This window comes from Streptomyces sp. 4N509B (assembly GCF_052245655.1).
GTDB lineage: Bacteria > Actinomycetota > Actinomycetes > Streptomycetales > Streptomycetaceae > Streptomyces.
This window is the reverse complement of the sequence record NZ_JBQQBZ010000055.1, coordinates 19,918-37,235: the sequence shown is the minus strand read 5'-3', so window position 1 is coordinate 37,235 and position 17,318 is coordinate 19,918. Positions and strand designations below refer to the sequence as shown.

At 72.5% G+C, this 17,318-nt stretch carries 16 protein-coding genes; 9 read left to right on the top strand and 7 right to left on the bottom strand.

Going from position 1 to position 17,318, the window contains the following annotated elements:
* Positions 1-211: 211 nt before the first annotated feature.
* Entirely contained in the window at positions 212-1,429 is a 1,218-nt protein-coding gene (locus ACTWP5_RS30370) for a M6 family metalloprotease domain-containing protein (protein ID WP_443224386.1), read from the bottom strand.
* 390 nt (positions 1,430-1,819) lie between these two features.
* Here ACTWP5_RS30370 and ACTWP5_RS30365 point away from each other — a divergent pair, with 390 nt between their 5' ends.
* Positions 1,820-3,664, top strand: a complete 1,845-nt coding sequence (locus tag ACTWP5_RS30365) for a putative bifunctional diguanylate cyclase/phosphodiesterase (protein WP_443224385.1) — start codon at positions 1,820-1,822, stop codon at positions 3,662-3,664.
* On the opposite strand, the gene ACTWP5_RS30360 is transcribed toward ACTWP5_RS30365, so the two are convergent.
* Positions 3,639-4,559, bottom strand: a complete 921-nt coding sequence (locus ACTWP5_RS30360; protein ID WP_443224384.1) for a maleate cis-trans isomerase family protein — start codon at positions 4,557-4,559, stop codon at positions 3,639-3,641. The two genes, ACTWP5_RS30365 and ACTWP5_RS30360, sit on opposite strands and share 26 nt — an antisense overlap.
* 142 nt (positions 4,560-4,701) lie before the next feature.
* A complete protein-coding gene (locus ACTWP5_RS30355) occupies positions 4,702-5,661 on the bottom strand; it encodes a maleate cis-trans isomerase family protein (RefSeq protein WP_443224383.1) in 960 nt (319 codons plus the stop codon).
* Positions 5,662-5,840: 179 nt separating this feature from the next.
* On the opposite strand from ACTWP5_RS30355, the gene ACTWP5_RS30350 reads away from it, so the two are divergent.
* Entirely contained in the window at positions 5,841-6,893 is a 1,053-nt protein-coding gene (locus ACTWP5_RS30350; RefSeq protein WP_443224382.1) for a D-2-hydroxyacid dehydrogenase, read from the top strand.
* Positions 6,890-8,350, top strand: coding sequence for an amidase (locus ACTWP5_RS30345; protein WP_443224381.1), 1,461 nt, complete (start codon positions 6,890-6,892; stop codon positions 8,348-8,350). Before ACTWP5_RS30350 ends, ACTWP5_RS30345 begins: the two co-directional genes overlap by 4 nt.
* A 66-nt stretch (positions 8,351-8,416) precedes the next feature.
* Here ACTWP5_RS30345 and ACTWP5_RS30340 read toward each other — a convergent pair whose 3' ends face one another.
* Positions 8,417-8,944: a DUF3830 family protein gene (locus ACTWP5_RS30340; RefSeq protein ID WP_443224380.1), complete on the bottom strand. Its 528-nt coding sequence runs from the start codon at positions 8,942-8,944 to the stop codon at positions 8,417-8,419.
* A 144-nt stretch (positions 8,945-9,088) separates the two neighbouring features.
* Here ACTWP5_RS30340 and ehuB point away from each other — a divergent pair, with 144 nt between their 5' ends.
* The 5 genes from ehuB (at position 9,089) to ACTWP5_RS30315 (ending at position 13,135) form a co-directional block, all read left to right on the top strand.
* Positions 9,089-10,006 carry an ectoine/hydroxyectoine ABC transporter substrate-binding protein EhuB gene (gene ehuB / locus ACTWP5_RS30335; protein ID WP_443224379.1) on the top strand — a complete coding sequence of 306 codons (918 nt, stop codon included), beginning with the start codon at positions 9,089-9,091 and terminating at the stop codon, positions 10,004-10,006.
* Complete coding sequence (gene ehuC, locus ACTWP5_RS30330) at positions 10,003-10,752, top strand: ectoine/hydroxyectoine ABC transporter permease subunit EhuC (protein WP_443224389.1); 750 nt, start codon at positions 10,003-10,005, stop codon at positions 10,750-10,752. Before ehuB ends, ehuC begins: the two co-directional genes overlap by 4 nt.
* Positions 10,749-11,402 (top strand): ectoine/hydroxyectoine ABC transporter permease subunit EhuD, encoded by a 654-nt coding sequence (gene ehuD / locus ACTWP5_RS30325; protein ID WP_443224378.1) that lies wholly within the window; start codon positions 10,749-10,751, stop codon positions 11,400-11,402. The genes ehuC and ehuD overlap by 4 nt, the downstream gene beginning before the upstream one ends.
* A 19-nt stretch (positions 11,403-11,421) precedes the next feature.
* A complete protein-coding gene (ehuA, locus tag ACTWP5_RS30320) occupies positions 11,422-12,222 on the top strand; it encodes an ectoine/hydroxyectoine ABC transporter ATP-binding protein EhuA (RefSeq protein WP_443224388.1) in 801 nt (266 codons plus the stop codon).
* A gap of 154 nt (positions 12,223-12,376) precedes the next feature.
* Positions 12,377-13,135, top strand: coding sequence for an IclR family transcriptional regulator domain-containing protein (locus tag ACTWP5_RS30315; protein WP_443224377.1), 759 nt, complete (start codon positions 12,377-12,379; stop codon positions 13,133-13,135).
* Between the two features lie 112 nt (positions 13,136-13,247).
* On the opposite strand, the gene ACTWP5_RS30310 is transcribed toward ACTWP5_RS30315, so the two are convergent.
* Both ACTWP5_RS30310 and ACTWP5_RS30305 read right to left on the bottom strand, forming a co-directional pair.
* Positions 13,248-13,808, bottom strand: a complete 561-nt coding sequence (locus tag ACTWP5_RS30310) for a flavin reductase family protein (protein ID WP_443224376.1) — start codon at positions 13,806-13,808, stop codon at positions 13,248-13,250.
* A complete protein-coding gene (locus ACTWP5_RS30305; protein WP_443224375.1) occupies positions 13,805-14,815 on the bottom strand; it encodes a beta-ketoacyl-ACP synthase 3 in 1,011 nt (336 codons plus the stop codon). The genes ACTWP5_RS30310 and ACTWP5_RS30305 overlap by 4 nt, the downstream gene beginning before the upstream one ends.
* A 224-nt stretch (positions 14,816-15,039) precedes the next feature.
* On the opposite strand from ACTWP5_RS30305, the gene ACTWP5_RS30300 reads away from it, so the two are divergent.
* Positions 15,040-15,633, top strand: a complete 594-nt coding sequence (locus tag ACTWP5_RS30300; protein WP_443224387.1) for a response regulator transcription factor — start codon at positions 15,040-15,042, stop codon at positions 15,631-15,633.
* Here ACTWP5_RS30300 and ACTWP5_RS30295 read toward each other — a convergent pair.
* Complete coding sequence (locus ACTWP5_RS30295) at positions 15,553-17,223, bottom strand: sensor histidine kinase (protein WP_443224374.1); 1,671 nt, start codon at positions 17,221-17,223, stop codon at positions 15,553-15,555. The two genes, ACTWP5_RS30300 and ACTWP5_RS30295, sit on opposite strands and share 81 nt — an antisense overlap.
* Between the last annotated feature and the right edge of the window lie 95 nt (positions 17,224-17,318).

Below are 17,318 nucleotides of genomic sequence, written 5' to 3'. Positions count from 1 at the left end.
GGAAGGAAGCGAGGGAGAGGGAGGGGGCGGGGCATCGGCGACGGGCCGCACGGGTGGTGCTTCGATGGTGTCCGGGCGGTTCCCGGGGCCACCAGCGGGTGACGGGAATCGGCTGGAAAGGCCGCGAAACCGCTCGCATCCGGCCGACCGTCCGCCGTGTGCCGCCGCGCCGGCCTCGCCCGCGCCGGCCGCGGCGGCCGAGGCCCCCCGGTCAGACGGGGTTGACGACCTTGATGTCCCAGCCGCCGGAGGCGGTGCGGTCGCCCACCTCGACGCGGATCCCGGTGGCCGCGTCGTGGTAGCTCTCGCCGGTGGTCAGCGGCGCGTCGGCGAGGCGGGGATGGACGGAGGTGCCCTCGCAGGCGGCGGTGTCCGGGTGGCCGTCGAGGACGGTGATCGGCCCCTCGGTGGACGGCACGTCGCTGCGCACCCGGTACAGCAGCACGCCCCGGGTGCAGGCGTCGGCGTCGTTGCCCCGCTGGGTGCGGGCCTCGGCGACCAGCGCCTCGGTCGGCCCGGTGGGGATGACGACGATCCGGGTGTCGGCCCTCGGGTGGGCGGTGTCCAGCGGCGCGGTGAGCGGCTGGAGGGTGTGGCGGCTGGTGCCGGGGGCGGTGACGCAGTCGACGCGGCCGGCGTCGAGCCAGCCGAGCTTCCACTTGTGCCAGCCGAAGGGCTCGGGCGCCAGTCCGAACTGGCTGCCCATGAGGTCCCAGTCGCCGACGTGGGTGTCCCAGTCGCCGAGGTCGTCGTGGGGGCGGTGGTAGAGGTCGGGCAGGTCGAAGACGTGACCGGTCTCGTGGGCCAGGACGTGGCGGTCGGGTGGGCGGTGCTCGAAGAGGGTGACCATACGGCGCAGCTCGGTGTCGCCGACGGTCACGGGTTCGTCGAAGTTGACGACCTTGGTGGCGTCGGAGTCGACGCCGGGGGCGTTCGGGTCGGCCACGAGGTAGAGCACGTCGTGGCCGGCGAGGTCGACCTCGCCCTCCAGCACGCCGAGGGCGTCCCGCAGGTAGGCGGAGCGCAGCGCCGGCTCCCAGTCGCGCCGTATGCCGTAGGCGGTGGAGTCCGCGGGCATCCGCAGCCACCGCTCCTCCAGGCGCACCCGCAGCTCGGTCCGGCCGTAGGAGGCCTCGCGGAAGAAGTCGGTGGTGGCGGGGAGGTAGTCGGCGGCGATGGTGGCGGGCGAGAGGTGCGTGCGGGAGTCGGGGAAGGAGAGGAAGACCATCAGGGCGTTCACCGTCCCCTCGGGCTGGGGGTAGTCGGTGTTCCAGCTGTCGAGGCCCTCGGAGTGGTGGACGGCGGCGCGGGGCAGGCCACAGGGTGCGTCGGCGAGGGCGTCGCCGATCGGACCCGCCGTCATCGTGCCGCCGAGAAGCGCGACGAGCGAGGCGAGGACGGTCGTGGTTCGGGTGTGGACACGGCGCACGCTGACTCCCCTCCGCCCCCGCTTGCCATCACTGCCATGCCTTCGACCTCAGCGACTCCACTTTGTACGGATTTGCGCGCTCTGAGCACGTTTCCCTAGGCTGCCCGGGTCACGGGGCGGACGTGACGTTGCGTAACGTTCGATCGAGATCGATCGAGAACGGGAAGAGAGTGCGCGGCGATCGCGCAGAAACAATCGGGAGACGACGCGGAGTCGAAAACACGTTTGCAGCACACATGTCGCAACGCTCCGCGGAACGTCCGCACGCTGGCTCAGGCCACGTCGCAGCCTCTATGATCGCCACATTTCCAGCGCGGATTCGCGCGTGATGCGCCGGGGGAGCATCCGCCAGATCATCCGCGAGCGACCTGTCCCCTTCGGGAGCGATCGGTGAACGGAACCCCCCACCCACCGGGCCACACACCCGGAGGCCCCCCTCCAACCCCTCCGCAGAATCTTACGGAAAGTAACATTCCACCGGCCGGCAGCCGGGAGGCGAGCGACTACCGGACCGCGTTCCACATCGCCCAGCTCCCCATGGCCCTCGTGCACCGCTCCGGCCACATCCTCACGGCCAACCCCGCCCTCGGCGTCCTGCTCGGCGTCGAGCCCGACCACCTCGCGGGCCGGCGGGCCGACACCGTGGCCGAGCTCGGCCACGACACCCAGACCCGAGGCTCCTACCAGGCGGTGCTGCGCGGCCAGGGCGAGCGGCTGACCTGCGTCCGCCACCTGAAACACGCCGACGGCCACGGCCTGTGGGCCGAGGTCACCGTCGTGCCGACGCGGGCCGGCGCGGCCGGCCCCACCGCCGCGGGCGCGGGCGCCGCGGACCAGGCCGAGGCGGCCGCCGTCCTGACGGTGCAGGACATCAGCGAGCGGCGCGAGCTACGGCAGCGGCTGCGCCACACCGAGCTCCACGACCCGGTGACCCGGCTGCCCAACCGCGCCCTCTTCTTCGAGCGTCTGGAGGCCGCGCTCACCGAGTCCGCCACCGGCCGCATCGGGCTGTGCTACCTCGACCTCGACGGCTTCAGGGCCGTCAACGACGCCCTCGGCCACCGCGTGGGAGACGAGCTGCTCGCCGCGGCGGGCCAGCGGCTGACGCAGGCCGCCACCAGCGCGGGCGACCATCTGGTGGCGAGGCTCGGCGGGGACGAGTTCGCCGTCCTCGTCGAGGCGTCCACCGGCACCCCGCAGCTCACCGCGCTGGCGCAGTCCCTCCTCGACGTCCTCCAGCCCCCCTTCGAGGTGGCCGACCAGCGCCTGGTGGTCTCCGCCAGCGTCGGCGTCGTGGAACGGGAGACGGAGGAGGCCACGCCCACGCTGCTGATGCAGGCCGCCGACACGACGCTGTACTGGGCGAAGGCCGACGGCAAGGCCCGCTGGACGCTGTTCGACCCCGAGCGCAACGCGCACCGCATGACGCGCCAGTCCCTCTCGGCGACGCTGCGCCCCGCGGTCGAACGCGGCGAGTTCACGCTGGAGTACCAGCCGATCGTCGCGCTCGACGACGAGACGCCACGCGGCGCAGAGGCCCTGGTCCGCTGGCGGCACCCCCGCTACGGGCTGCTCGGCCCCGACCGCTTCGTCGCGCTCGCCGAGGAGACCGGGGCGATCGTGCCGCTGGGCCGCTGGGTGCTGGCCGAGGCGTGCCGCGAGGCGCGGGTCTGGCAGAGCAAGCACACCGGCCCGCCGCTCTACGTCAGCGTGAACGTCACGGTCCGGCAGGTGTGGGACTCCGACCTGGTCACGGACGTGACCCGGGTGCTGGAGGAGACCGGGCTGCCGGCGGGGCTGCTCCAGCTGGAGCTCACGGAGTCCGAGGTGATGGGCACGACGGGCCGCCCGCTGCGGGTGCTACACGCGCTGGCGGACATGGGCGTGCGGATCGCGATCGACGACTTCGGCACCGGGTACTCCAACCTCGCCTACCTCAGCCGGCTGCCGGTGCGGGTGCTGAAGCTCGACGGCACCTTCGTGCGGGGCTTCCGCACCGCGCGGCACATCAACCCGGCGGACGAGACGATCGTGACCTCGCTGGTCCAGCTCGCGCACAAGCTGGGCCTGACCGTCACGGCCGAGGGGGTGGAGGGCCCCGCCCAGGCGGAGCGGCTGCGCCGCATCGGCTGCGACACGGGCCAGGGCTGGCACTACGCGCGCCCGATGCCGCCGGAGCGGCTGGCCCTCCTCCTGCTGGATCGTTCCCCTACTCCGGCTCTCCCGGGTGGCTGACGTCGCCCTCGGGGGTGACCTCCCCCTCGGGGGAGACCTCGAAGACGTGTGAGGCTTCGGACGCTCCGGACGCCGTGGCGGACCCGTCGCCCGGGAGGCCGTCGCGGGGGTCGCCCGGATACGGGCCGGAGAAGAGGGTGCCGAGGGCGGGGGCGGTGACGGGCCGGCCGAGCAGCCGCAGCCCCTCCCAGGCCGTGACCTGGTTGGCCGTGAGGACCGGCTTGCCGAGCACCGCCTCCAGGTCCGGCAGCCAGGCCGCCGTGTGCAGCGCCGTGTCGGGCAGCAGCACGGCCTCGGCCGTCGGCTCGTCGCCCTCCCTGGCCAGCCGCAGCACCTCCTCGCGGCCCCAGGTGCCGACCTCCGCCGCGGTGATGATGCCGCTGCCGCGGGCCGTGACCACCTCGATGCCGGCCGCCTTCAGGAAGTCGGCGAACAGGCCCGCCACGTCCGACGGGTAGGTGGCCGCGACGGCGACCCGCTCCACGCCCAGCGCGCGGGCGGCACGGGCGAAGGCGAAGGAGGTGCTGGAGGCCGGCAGCCCGGCCGCCGTCGCCAGGCGGCGCACCTGGTCGGCGGCGCCCTCGTGGCCGAAGACGAAGCTGGCGGAGGTGCAGGCCCACACCACGGCCTGGGGGTCGTGGCCGGCGACCTCGCCGAGCCTGGCCGTCAGGCGGTCGACCGAGCCCATCTCCAGCAGGGCGTCCACGCGGTGGGCGTCGACGCCGATGTCGGTGTGGACCACGGGCAGCCGGACGTGCCCCCCGGCCTCGGCCAGCAGTGCCTCCATCCGGGGGTAGTCGTCCTCGGCGGAGTACCCGGGGTAGAGGAACGCCACCGTGGGCGGCGTGGCGGGCGCGGGGGACGTGGGGGATGTAGGGGATGTGGGGGATGTCATGCGGCTCCTCGCTGTTCCTGTGGGGGTTCGTCCGGGCGGACGCGCGGCGGCGCCGCGCGCGGACCGACGGTGGCGGCCCGGGGCCCGGACGGAATCCAAATCGGGGACGCGGACGGGGTGGGGGTCGGGGTCGAGGTCGGGCTCAGAGGATCTCGCCGCCCCGGTCCTCCTCCGCCTCCGCCGCGTCGGCGAGCGTCCCCTCCGGGTCCTGGTCCAGCACGGGATCGCCCAGCCCGGCCAGCTCGGGCACCGGCACCGGCACCGGAACGGCGGGGACCGCCGGCACCGCGGGCACCGCCGGCACCGCCGTGACCGGCGGCAGCGGGTCCACCGGGGCCGTGGCCGTCATCGACGCGGGGCCGCTGCGGGCCGCCGGGTCCAGCAGCGCCTGGTACGGGCCGACCGCCTCCTTGCCGATCATCCGCAGCGCGGCCCACATCGTGACCTGGTTCGCGGAGATCACCGGCATCCGCAGCTCCGCCTCCAGCTGCGGGATCACGTCGTAGGTGGGGAGGTTGGTGCAGCTGATGAAGAGCGCCTCGGGCGCTCCCGTCACGGCCTCGTAGGCCATCCGCACCACCTCCCGGTACGGCACCCTCCATATCTCCCGGGTGAGCCCCAGGTAGGAACGCCCGCTGACGTGGATGCCGGCCTCCTGGAGGTACTCCTCCAGCGAGTCCGTCACCGACCTGGTGTACGGGGTGATCACGGCGACCCGCCGCACGTCCAGCTCCCGCAGCGCCATCAGCAGCGCCCCCGAGGTGGTCAGCGCCGGCGTCTCGCCGGCCGTCGCCATCTCGGCGGACATCGCCCGTTCGCCCGCCAGGCCGCTGACGAAGCTGCCGGAGGTGCAGGCGTACGTCACGACCTCGGGACTGACGGCGGCCAGCGCCCGCACCGCCTCCCGGAGGGTCTCGTGCTCGCTGACGAGCCGGGCGAGATCGAGGCTGACCTCGACGGGGACGAACGGCGTCCGCGTCAGGTGCAGCGACACGTCGTCGGGCACCCACCGCCACAGCTCGCGGTCGAGCGCGAAGTCAAAAGGGGCGACCACTCCCACGCCACGCTGGGGCAGTGGACCACCGAGGAACGAAACATCCATGACGGAACCCCAATTCACAAACGCAGGGCACACGTGAGGGGCGGCAGATGCCGTATGGCCATGACGAGGCCGCAAAGACACGGGGAGACATTGACGACGGTAGTTTCTCCTTCCTACCGTGGTCAATCCTTGACGCCACCCATTCAAACAAACTCTCGTTTCGGAGCTGTTTCCCCACCATGCCACAGCCTCGCTCCCCCCACGCGCCCGCCAACGGCCGCCCCCCACGCCTGCTCGTGCTCGACGCCGAACCACTCCCCCGCCTCGACCGGCTGGCAGGCCGCGCCGAGGTGCTGCACTGCGACGAGAAGACCCTGGCCACGATGCTGCCGGAGGCCGACGCGCTGCTGGTGTGGGACTTCCTCTCCGACGCCGTGCGCCACGCCTGGCCGGGGCCGGGCCACCGCCCGGCGTGGGTCCACACCGCCAGCGCGGGCGTGGACCGGCTGCTCTTCCCGGAGATCATCTCCGCGCCGACGATCATCACCAATGCCCGCGGGGTCTTCGACGGACCCATCGCGGAATACGTCGCGGGGCTCGTGCTCGCCCATGCAAAGGATTTTCTCGGTAGCTGGGAATTGCAGCGGCAACGGCGCTGGCGGCACAGGGAGACCACCCGGGTCGAGGGCAGCCACGCCGTCGTCGTGGGATCGGGGCCGATCGGGCGACGGGTGGCCTCGACGCTGCGGGCGTTGGGGATCGGGGTGAGCCTCGTCGGCCGCCGGGAACGCCGGGACGATCCCGAGGTCGGACGGGTGCACGCCAGCGAATCCCTCCCCGAGCTGCTGCCACGGGCGGACTGGGTGGTGTGCGCCGCGCCCCTCACCGACGAGACCCGGGGCATGTTCGACCGCGAGGCGTTCGCCCGGACGAAGCCCTCGGCGTTCTTCGTCAACATCGGGCGCGGCCAGCACGTCGTGGAGGACGACCTCGCCGCCGCGCTCCGCGAGGGCCGGCTGGCGGGCGCGGCGCTCGACGTCTTCGCCGCCGAGCCGCTGCCGGCCGACAGCCCGCTGTGGGACGCGCCGGGTCTGCTGGTCTCGCCGCACATGAGCGGCGACACGGTGGGGTGGCGCGACGACCTCGCCGAGCAGTTCTGCGACAACTTCGACCGGTGGGTGGCGAACGAGCCGCTGCTCAACGTGGTGGACAAGCGGCTCGGGTACGTTCCGCACGAGCCGGCCCAGCAGGGCCGGCCCGTCCGCGACGAGGGAACGCGAGGTGCGCCATGACCGACCCGAGCACTGTGACCACGCTCACCACCCTCACCGCCCGCCAGCTGACCGCCGGCTACGCCGCCCGGGACTTCTCCCCCGTCGAGGTGACGAAGGCCACCCTGGCGCGGGCGGAGGAGATCCAGCCCGCCGTCAACGCCTTCGTCCTCCTCGACGCCGAGGGCGCCCACGCCCAGGCCCGCGCGGCGGAACAGCGGTGGCGACGCGGTGAGCCGGCGGGGCCGTTGGACGGCGTGCCGGTGACCGTGAAGGACATCCTGCTGCTGCGCGGCCACCCCACGCTGCGCGGCTCGGCCACCGTCGACCCGGCCGGGCCCTGGGAGGAGGACGCCCCCGCCGTGGCCCGGCTGCGGGAGACCGGCGCCGTCTTCCTCGGCAAGACCACGACGCCGGAGTTCGGGTGGAAGGGCGTGACGGACTCCCCGCCGCACGGCGCCTCGGGCAACCCGTACGACCCCGCCCGCACGGCCGGCGGGTCGAGCGGCGGCAGCGCCGCGGCGGTCGCGCTGGGCGCGGGCCCGTTGAGCCTGGGCACCGACGGGGGCGGCTCGGTGCGGATTCCCGCCTCGTTCTGCGGGATCTTCGCCCTGAAGGCGACGTACGGGCGGGTGCCGATCTATCCGGCCAGCGCCTTCGGGACCCTCGCCCACGTCGGCCCGATGACCCGGGACGCGGCCGACGCCGCCCTGCTGCTCGACGTCATCGGCCGCCCCGACCCCCGCGACTGGTCGCACCTCGGCGCCCCGCCCCCCGGCGGCTTCCTCGCCGCGCTGGCGGCGGACGAGGCCGCGGCCGTGGAGGCGGTGCGGGGCCTGCGGGTGGCGTACTCGCCCACGCTCGGCTTCGGCGAGGCGGTGGAGGTGGCCCCCGAGGTGGCCTCGGCGGCGCGCGGCGCGGCCGAGCTGCTGGCGCGGCTGGGCGCGCGGGTCGTGGAGGCCGACCCGCCGCTGCCGCCGCTGGGCGCGCTGCGCGAGTCCTTCCACACCCTGTGGTTCGCGGGCGCGGCCCGGGTCACGCAGTTCCTCGACGAGGGGCAGGCCGCGGCGCTCGACCCGGGGCTCGCCGAGATCCGCGAGATCGGCGGCCGGTACACGGCGCTGGACTACCTGGCGGCGGTGGACGTGCGGATGGCGGCGGGGAAGGCGATGGGGCTCTTCCACGAGCGCTACGACCTGCTGGTCACGCCGGCGACGCCGCTGACGGCGTTCGGGCTCGGCCTGGAGGTGCCGGCCGGCTCGAGGCTGCGGCGCTGGACGGAGTGGACGCCCTTCACCTATCCGTTCAACCTGACGCAGCAGCCCGCGGCCTCCCTGCCGTGCGGGATCGACGCGGACGGGATGCCGATCGGCCTCCAGCTGGTCGCGGCGCGCCACGAGGACGCGACGGTGCTGCGGGTGGCCCACGCGCTGTACGCGGCGGGCGCGGCGACGCTGCCCGCGCCCGTGCTGCCGTAGCCCTGTGGCCCGAGGTCCACGCGACGCCGCACGCGACCGCGCGGCGTCGCGTGGACCTCGCCGCCGCTACGCCCGGCGGAAGGTGAGGCTCTCGCCGAGGGCGCCGGCCCGCCACAGGTCCTGGCAGGCGTCGGCCATCCGGTCCAGGCCCTCGACCACCGATCCCCACACGATGCCCGGCACCCAGCCGGCGTCCCCGTTGATCAGCAGGTTGTTCCGCTCGTAGAAGAGCGCGAGGTCGACGACCGTGGCGCGGCCCCGGTGCGTGGCGTCCTGCTCGTAGCCGTAGGAGGCGGTCGCCAGCTGTGTCCCGGTGAAGGTGAAGTAGCACAGGTCACCGGGGATGGGGGTGATCGTCGGATTCTCCAGCGGCGGTTCCACGGGGGCGAAGGGCTCCACCAGGGCGTAGATCTCGTTCCTGGCGTACTTCGCGTGATAGACGTCGCCGCCGAGCGGCAGCGCCTGCCAGATCGCCTCACAGGTGATGGGCGCGCGGTCGTCCAGCAGCTTCGCGGTGCAGCTCACGCCTCGTTTCTCCAGTGAGACGGTGACGAACCGCTCACCCGTTTTCGACCGTTCCTCCGTGGCGTCCATGACGACCTCCTTCGCTTCCGTCTGCGGCCCATTGTCGGCCACCTCACAGCCACCGTGTCGGCAGCGCCGTCATCCCTGCCCCACTCGGCGCTCTCCACCCGTTTGCCCCGCATACAATCCGCGAGTCTGGGTAGCCGCGCGCCCATGACTCCATCGATGAGAACGTTTTCGGCAACGGGGAGGGGAAGGGGGATCTCGCGCCGCGCCGTGCTCTCGGGCGCCGCGGCGCTGGGTGTCCTCGGCGCGAGCGCGTGCAGCCGTGTGCCGGCGGAGGGGACGGTCGAGGGCGGCGATCTGCTCAGTCGCCTCCGCGACAGGGGCACGGTCAAGCTGGGTATCGCCAACGAGAAGCCCTTCGGCTACATCAACGAGGAGGGCGTGGCGACCGGTGAGGCGCCGGAGATCGCCAAGGTGATTTTCGCGGAGCTGGGCGTGGACAACGTCGAGCCCGTGTCCGTCGAGTTCAGCGCCCTCATTCCGGGCCTGAAGGCACAGCAGTTCGATGTCGTGTCGGCGGGGATGTACATCAACCCGCCGCGTTGCGCGCAGGTACTCTTCGCCGATCCCGAGTACCTGATGCTCGACGCCTTCATCGTGCCCCGGGGGAACCCGAAGAACATCAGGACCTACGACGACGTGGCCGAGCAGGGGCTGACCCTCGCCACGGGCCAGGCGTACGCCGAGTACGACTACGCCCTGGCCAACGGAATTCCCGCGGGAAGGATCCAGCTCCTGCCCGACCAGGTCGCCGGACGGGAGGCGGTGGCCACGGGTCGGGTGGACGCGTTCGTCGGCACCAACATCACGGTGCAGTCGGCCGTCGAGGGCCGCAACCAGGTCGAGGCGACCGAGGCGTTCCAACCGTACGTGGACGGCGAGCCCGCCCTGGGCGCCGGAGGATTCGCCTTCCGGCTGAGTGAGGCGAACCTCCGTGACGCCTTCAACGAGAAACTGCTCGCGCTCAAGGAGAACAACTACAGGGACCTTCTGGAAATCGTCCGTCCCTTCGGGTTCACCATGACGGAGATGACGGATCTCACAGCTGAGGAGCTGTGCTCATGATGACCCAGGGAATGTTCGAGAACTGGTTCCTACCGGGAATCTGGATCACCGTTCAGGTGACGTTCTACAGTGCCGTCCTCGGCGCGGTGGTGGCGTTCGTCATCGGCACCCTCCGCACCTCGCGCCTGTGGATCGTGCGCTTCGTCTCGGGCGTCTATTTCGAAGTCTTCCGTGGCATGTCCGCGCTCGTGTTCATGTTCTTCATGTTCTACTCGCTGCCCCTCATGCTGCGTATCCAGTTCGAGCCGCTGTTCGCCGGCGTGCTGGCACTCGGTCTCACCTACGGCGCCTACGGCTCCGAGATCGTCCGCGGCGCGCTGGCGGCGGTGCCGGTCGCGCAACGGGAGGCGGGCGTCGCGCTCGGCTTCACGCGGATGCAGCGACTGCGGCGCATCGAGATTCCGCAGGCGTGGCCGGAGATGATTCCTCCGTTCAACAACCTTCTGATCGAGCTGTTGAAAGGCACCGCGCTGGTCTCCACCATCACGGTGGCGGACATGACCTACGCGGGTAACCTCGTGCGGCTGGTGGAGGGCGAGAGCGCCCCGATCTACACGCTGCTGCTGGTGCTGTACTTCATCCTCGCCTTCATCCTCACCCGCGGCATGCGCGTGCTGGAGCGGCAGGCGAAGAAGAGCGTCGGCAAGGCCCCACCGGACGGCGGCCTCAAGCGGCTGTTCACGCTGCGCGACCCCTCCGCCGGTGAGGGCACGACCGGCGCCACGGTGGCGGGTGGTGCCCGATGACCTGGGACTGGGGAGTCGTCAGCGACTTCATGCCGAGCTTCTGGGACGGCCTGTGGGTCACCCTGCGGGCCCTGCTCTTCGGCAGCCTGATCGCCTTCGGCCTCGGGCTGGTGTGGGCGCTGGCCCAGCGTTCCCGCCACGCCTGGGTGCGGTGGCCGGTGAACGCGGTGACCGAGTTCATCCGCAACACCCCGCTGCTGGTGCAGCTCTTCTTCCTCTTCTACGTGCTGCCCGAGTGGGGGCCGAGCTGGTCGCCCCTGGTCACCGGCGTCATCGGCCTGGGCCTGCACTACTCGACCTACACCGCCGAGGTGTACCGGGCCGGCATCGACGGCGTCCCGGTGGGGCAGTGGGAGGCGGCCACCGCGCTCAGCATGCCGCGCGTGCGCACCTGGACCGCGATCATCCTGCCGCAGGCCATCCGCCGCGTCGTCCCCGCCCTGGGGAACTACGTGATCGCGATGCTGAAGGACTCCCCGATGATCGCCATGATCGGGGCGCTGGACATGCTCGGCGAGGCCCGCACGTTCAGCAACAACACCTTCACCTCCGAGACGTACCTCGTCGTCGGGGTCGCGTTCATCGTCATCGCCTACCCGGCGTCGCTGCTGATCCGCGCGCTGGAGCGCCGCCTTGCCCGCACGAGCTGAGAACGAGAACGGGAACGCCATGGACACGGAGAAGAACAACGGCAGCCGGGCCGCCGGCAAGGAACTGGTCCGCTTCGACAAGGTCACCAAGCGGTTCGGCGACGTGACCGTCCTCGACCAGCTCGACTTCAGCGTCAACACCGGCAAGCACGTCACGTTGATCGGGCCCTCGGGCTCGGGCAAGACGACGATCCTGCGCCTGCTGATGACGCTGCTGAAGCCGGAGGAGGGCACCATCACGGTCGACGGCGAGTACCTCACCCACGAGGAGAGGAACGGCCGCCTCGTCAGAGCCGGGGAGCGGCACGTCCGGGAGGTGCGCAAGAAGATCGGCATGGTCTTCCAGCAGTTCAACCTCTTCCCGAACATGCGGGTGCTGCGGAACGTGACCGAGGCCCCGGTGCACGTGCTCGGCCTGTCGAAGGACGAGGCCGAGCAGCGCGCCAGGGAGCTGATCGAGCTGGTGGGCCTCACCGAACACATCGACAAGTACCCGAGCCAGCTCTCCGGCGGCCAGCAGCAGCGCGTGGCCATCGCGCGCGCCCTGGCGATGCGGCCGCAGGTGCTGCTGCTGGACGAGGTGACCTCCGCGCTCGACCCGGAGCTGGTGGCCGGGGTCCTCGACGTGCTGCGGGACATCGCGCACACCACGGACATCACGATGCTCGTCGTCACGCACGAGATGAGCTTCGCGCGGGACATCTCCGACGCGGTCCTCATGTTCGACCAGGGCCGGATCGTGGAGTCGGGACCGCCGGACAAGATGTTCAGCGACCCGGAGCACGAGCGCACCCGGGAGTTCCTCAGCACGGTGCTGTGAGCGGGGGCTCGGCCCCCCGCCGGGCGTCGCCGACCGACCGCCACGGCGCCTCGCCGGTCCGGCCTCGCGGCCGGGACCGCGCGGAGCGCCCGTGGCGGTCGCTTCTTCTCGCTACGCTGGAGGCGTCAGCTTCCCCCGTGAGGAGGACGCCGCCGTGGCGATCACCGCTCACTCCCCCGCCCGTACCGCCCGGCTCGCGCTGCGCGTGCTGGAGGCCGTCGCCGGGTGCCCGGACGGGATGCCCGCCGCCGACCTCGCCGCCGCCGCCGGCGTGACGCCGCGCCAGTTGGCCCGGCTGCTGCCGATACTGTGCCAGGACGAGTACCTGGAGCGGCTGCCGGACGACGCCTACGTGCCGGGTCCCGCGCTGCTGCTGCTCGGCTCGGGCGGGAGCCGCGCCAGGGAGGAGTTCCGCGACCGGCGGCTGCGGACGGCGCTCGCCGCGCTGCGCGACGCGTTGGACACTCCCGTCTATCTGGGCCGTTACGTGGACGGCGAGCTGGTGGTGGCGCACGTCGCGGCCACGCCCGAGCGGCCCGGGGTCAACGAGTGGGTGGACTTCCGCGCCGCCGCGCACGCCACGGCCCTCGGCAAGTGCCTGCTCAGCCAGCTCGACCACGAGGGCCGCCAGGACCACCTGTCACGCCACCGGGCGGCCCGGCTCACCTCCCGCACGATCACCGACCAGCGGGTGCTGCTCAGCGCCCTGGACCGGCAGCCGGCCACCGTGCCGGTGCTCGACCTCCAGGAGTACGCGGTGGGCACGCTCTGCGCGGCCGTGCCCCTCACGGCGGGCTCGCACGTGGCGTGCCTCGCGCTGTCGCTGCCGGTCGCCGAGGCGCACCGGCTGCGCGAGGCGGCCGAGTCGCTCAACGACCGGGCCGCCCCCGCGCTGCTCTCCCTCGCCTTCTAGCTCCCGCGGTCCGGCGGGCCCTCCGTCGCCTCCCGGCGGGCCCTCCGTCGCCTCCCGGCCGGCCTTCCGTCGCCTCCCGTTCGCCTCCCGTCGGCGCGCCGAGGGCGTCGCGTCACGGACGGGTCAGCCTGCGCAGGCGGCTGAAGGAGCGGTCGTGGTAGACGAGCGGGTCACCGGCGTCGCCGAGGCGGACGGAGGTCACCGCCCCCACGAGGATCATGTGGTCCCCGGCCTGGTGGCGGTCGTGGACCTCGCACTCCAGCGTGGACAGTGCCCCCACGACGGCCGGCAGCAGCCGCGGGGTGTGCGTGGTGTCCTCGGCGCGGAACTTGTCGGCCCCCGTGGTGGCGAACCGCGTGGCCAGCGCCGTGTGCCCGGTGTGCAGCACGCTGACGGCGAAGTCGTCGCAGCTGGTGAAGGCCTGGAAGGAGCTGGAGGTCTCCGCCAGGCAGACCAGGATCAGCGGTGGGTCGAGGGAGACGGAGCAGAACGACGTGGCGGTGAAGCCCTTCGGCTGGCCGTCGGCGTCGCGCGTGGTGACGACGACGACGCCGGCCGCGAAGCGCGCCATCGCGGTGCGGAAGGCGTCGGGGTCGCGTGGCGCCACGGCGGCGGTGGCGGTGGCGGTGGCAGCGGCCGACGTCGTCGCGTGGCCGTCCCGCGCGGCGGTCACGGGAGTACCACCACCTGGGCCGCGAAGTTCAGCCCTCCGCCGAAGCCGGCGAGCAGGGCGGTGTCGCCGCTGGCCACCTGTCCCGTGGTGAGCAGCGTCTCCATGGCCAGCGGGACGGAGGCGGCCGAGGTGTTGCCCGCGTACTCGATGTCGCGGGCGATGGCGGTGCGCTCGGTGAGGCCGATCCGCTCCACCAGCAGCTCGGTGATCCGCAGGTTGGCCTGGTGCGGCACGAAGGCGCCGAGTTCCTCCACCGGCACGTCCGCGGCTGCCAGCGCCTCCCGCGCCGCCGGCGGGATCTCGTCGACGGCCCAACGGAAGATCCGGCGGCCGTCCACCCGCAGGTAGGGGCGTTCGCCGGGGGCGGGCCCCGGGTGGTCGCCGGTCGGCGCCCACGGGCCCGACATCTGCGCCGCCTCGTGGTACACGCCCTTGGAGCGGCGGACCACGGGACCGATGCCGGGGAGGTCGGAGGGGCCGACGACGGCGGCGCCCGCCCCGTCGGCGAAGAGGAAGGAGATGGAACGGTCGGTGAGTTCCACGATGTCGGTGAGGCGTTCGGAGGCGATGACCAGCACCCGCTCGGCGCTGCCCACGCGGACCGCGTCGGAGGCGACGGCCAGGCCGTGGCAGAACCCGGCGCAGGCGGCGCCGAGGTCGAAGCCACCGGCCCTGTGGGCCCCGAGTTCGTGGGCGACCCGGGCCGCCAGCGGCGGGGTGTGGTCCACGTAGGTGATGGAGGCCACCAGCACCAGGTCGATGTCGCCGGGTGGCGTGCCGGCCTGGGCCATGGCCTTCTCCGCCGCGGTGGTGGCCATCATCAGCAGCGTCTCGTCGGGGCCGGCGAAGCGTCGCTCGACGATGCCGCTGCGGGTGAGGATCCACTCCTCGCTCGAGTCGATGTGCTGGCAGATCTCGTCGTTGTCGACCACCCGGCGCGGCCGGTAGCCGCCGACCCCGAGGATCGCGCTGTTCCGGATCCCGGCGGTACTGACGGACTGTCGCATGAGCCGTCTCCACTCCCGTGTCGGCTTCGGTACGTGCGGCAGGGCTGTCGCTGCACCGAGCCTCGCCGGGGGCGATGGACCGTTGATGGAGGGGGACTTGAGACCCCCTCGGATTGGTCACGCCTCTTGTGATGTCAGGACGGATCCACCACTTTCGACAGTCAGACGTTGGGTCCCCGGACTATTCTGACCCCGATGACGGGAGCTGTTTCGTGATCCGGCTGATGATCGCCGAGGATGTGCACATGATCCGGGGCGCCCTCGTGGCGCTGCTGGAGCTCGAACCCGATCTGGACGTCGTCGCCGAGGTCGGCAACGGCGAGGAGATCGTGCCGACGGCGCTGGAGTACCGGCCCGACCTGGCCATCATCGACATCGACCTGCCGGGGATCGACGGCCTGACGGCGGCGGCCGAGCTGCGCGGCACGATGCCGGGGTGCCGGATACTGATCCTCACCAGCCTGAGCAACCCCGGCGCGATGCAGCGGGCGTTGGCGGCGCGGGTCGACGGATACCTGTTGAAGGACGCGCCGCCGACGGAGCTGGCGGAGGCCGTGCGCAAGGCCATGGCCGGTCAGCGGGTGATCGATCCGCAGCTGGCGCTGACGGCCTGGGACAGTCACACGCAGCCGCTGACGCCCCGCGAGGTGGACGTGCTGCGGCTGGCGGCGGACGGCGAGGACGTGCGGGTGATCGCCAAGCAGCTCCACCTGAGTCTGGGCACGGTGCGGAACTACCTAACGACCATCGTCCACAAGCTGGGCGCTCGGAATCGGATCGACGCGGTACGGATCGCGCGGTCGGCAGGGATCATCTAAGAGGTTCGTCGGGTTCAGGTCGGCCGCGTCCGCCGTCTCGACGGCGTCGGAGGCCCTGGTCACGCCCGCGACCTTCGCGATGTCGGCCGCCTTGACGAGGTCGGTGGCCTTGGCGAGGTCCGCCACGTTCGTGAGGCTCCTCGTCCTGGGCAGCTCCGTCGTGTTGGTCGCGTTCCGCACGGCGGAGCGGTCCGTCGTCGGGGCGAAGCCCACCGGGGCCGGCGCCTTGCCCGCCTTCTCCGCCCGCTCCGACGCCTCGGTCCGCTTCGACGGCTCGGTCCGCTCCGGCGTCTCCGCCGGGGCGGAGGCGGGGACCGTGCCCGCGGCCGACTCCGGCGACGACCCGGAGGCGGGCCCCGGCGAGGAGGCCGGCGCCTTCGCGTTCGACGACGACGCGTTCGACGTCGACGCCCTCGACGTCGACGCCCTCGACGACGACGCCCTCGACGACGACGGCGACCTCGGCGCCAGCGCGTCCTCCGCGACCGGCATCGGTGTCGCCACCGGAGCGGCGTCGGCGTCCGGCTGGCACTCCGCCCGCAGGTGGAACCATCCCCGGTCCACCACGGTGGTCAACGTGCCACGGACGGAGGCCATGCGGCTGGCGAGGCTGTCGAGCCCGCTGCCGCGGCGCCGCGCCACGGCGCTGATCTGGTCGTCGGAGACGCCGTCGTTGACCACCGACAGCCGCACCCGGCCGCGGTGGCGGCTGAGCACGATGCGGCACCGGGTGGCCGAGCTGTGCCGCAGGAGGTTCGTGACGGCCTCGCGCAGCACGATCGCGAGCATGGTGCTGCTGCGCGCGTCGAGGTCGTCGGCCTCGCCGTCAACCGTGACGTCCACGCCCGCCGCGTGCAGCACGCCGATGACCGACCGCAGCTCGCTGGCCAGCGACATCGCGCGGTATCCGCTGACGACGGCGCGCACGTCGGCCAGCGCCTGCCGGGCGATCCGCAGCGTCTCCGCCAGCTCCTCGCGCGCCCGGTCGTCGTTGTGCCCGACCAGGCGGTAGGTGAGCTCGTTCTTCAGCGTGATGGCCGAAAGACTGTAGCCGAGGAGGTCGTGGAGGTCCCGCGCGAAGCGAAGCCGCTCCTTGGAGATCGCCACCCACGCGGCCTCGTCGCGGCTGCGCTGCTCCTGGACGGCCATGTCGCTCAGCTTGGTCAGGCCGAAGACGATCAGGCCCGCCACCAGGGTGCCCACGGAGGCGGAGACCGCCTCCGCCGCCGGCAGCCGTGCCAGGGCCATGCCGAAGATCACGGCGGCGTTGATCACGTACAGCGCCCAGCCGATCAGGGAGCCGCGGAGCACGACGAGGATCGAGCCGGCGAGGAACCCGCCCAGGCCGCCCCAGAGGACGCCGGGCATGGGTGGGAGCGGCGCGTAGACCACCGCCGTCATCAGGATCAGCGTCCAGATGCCGTAGCGGTCGCGCTGCCGCACCGTGAACGGGTTGCAGTGGAAGAGGTGCAGCGCGACGCAGAGCACCAGCAGCGTCGCCGCGCTGGCGAACTCCACGGCCGGGCCGTTCCAGTGAACGAGGGTCAGGCCGGACATGACGGCGCATCCGGTGTGCACCGCGGCTGACATGGTCAGTGCCAACCGGGGCTGGACGCCGCGGAATCCCACATCCGTCTCGGTTTGGTAGAAATCGGTGCCCGGATCGCCTTCTATGCGATCCCCAA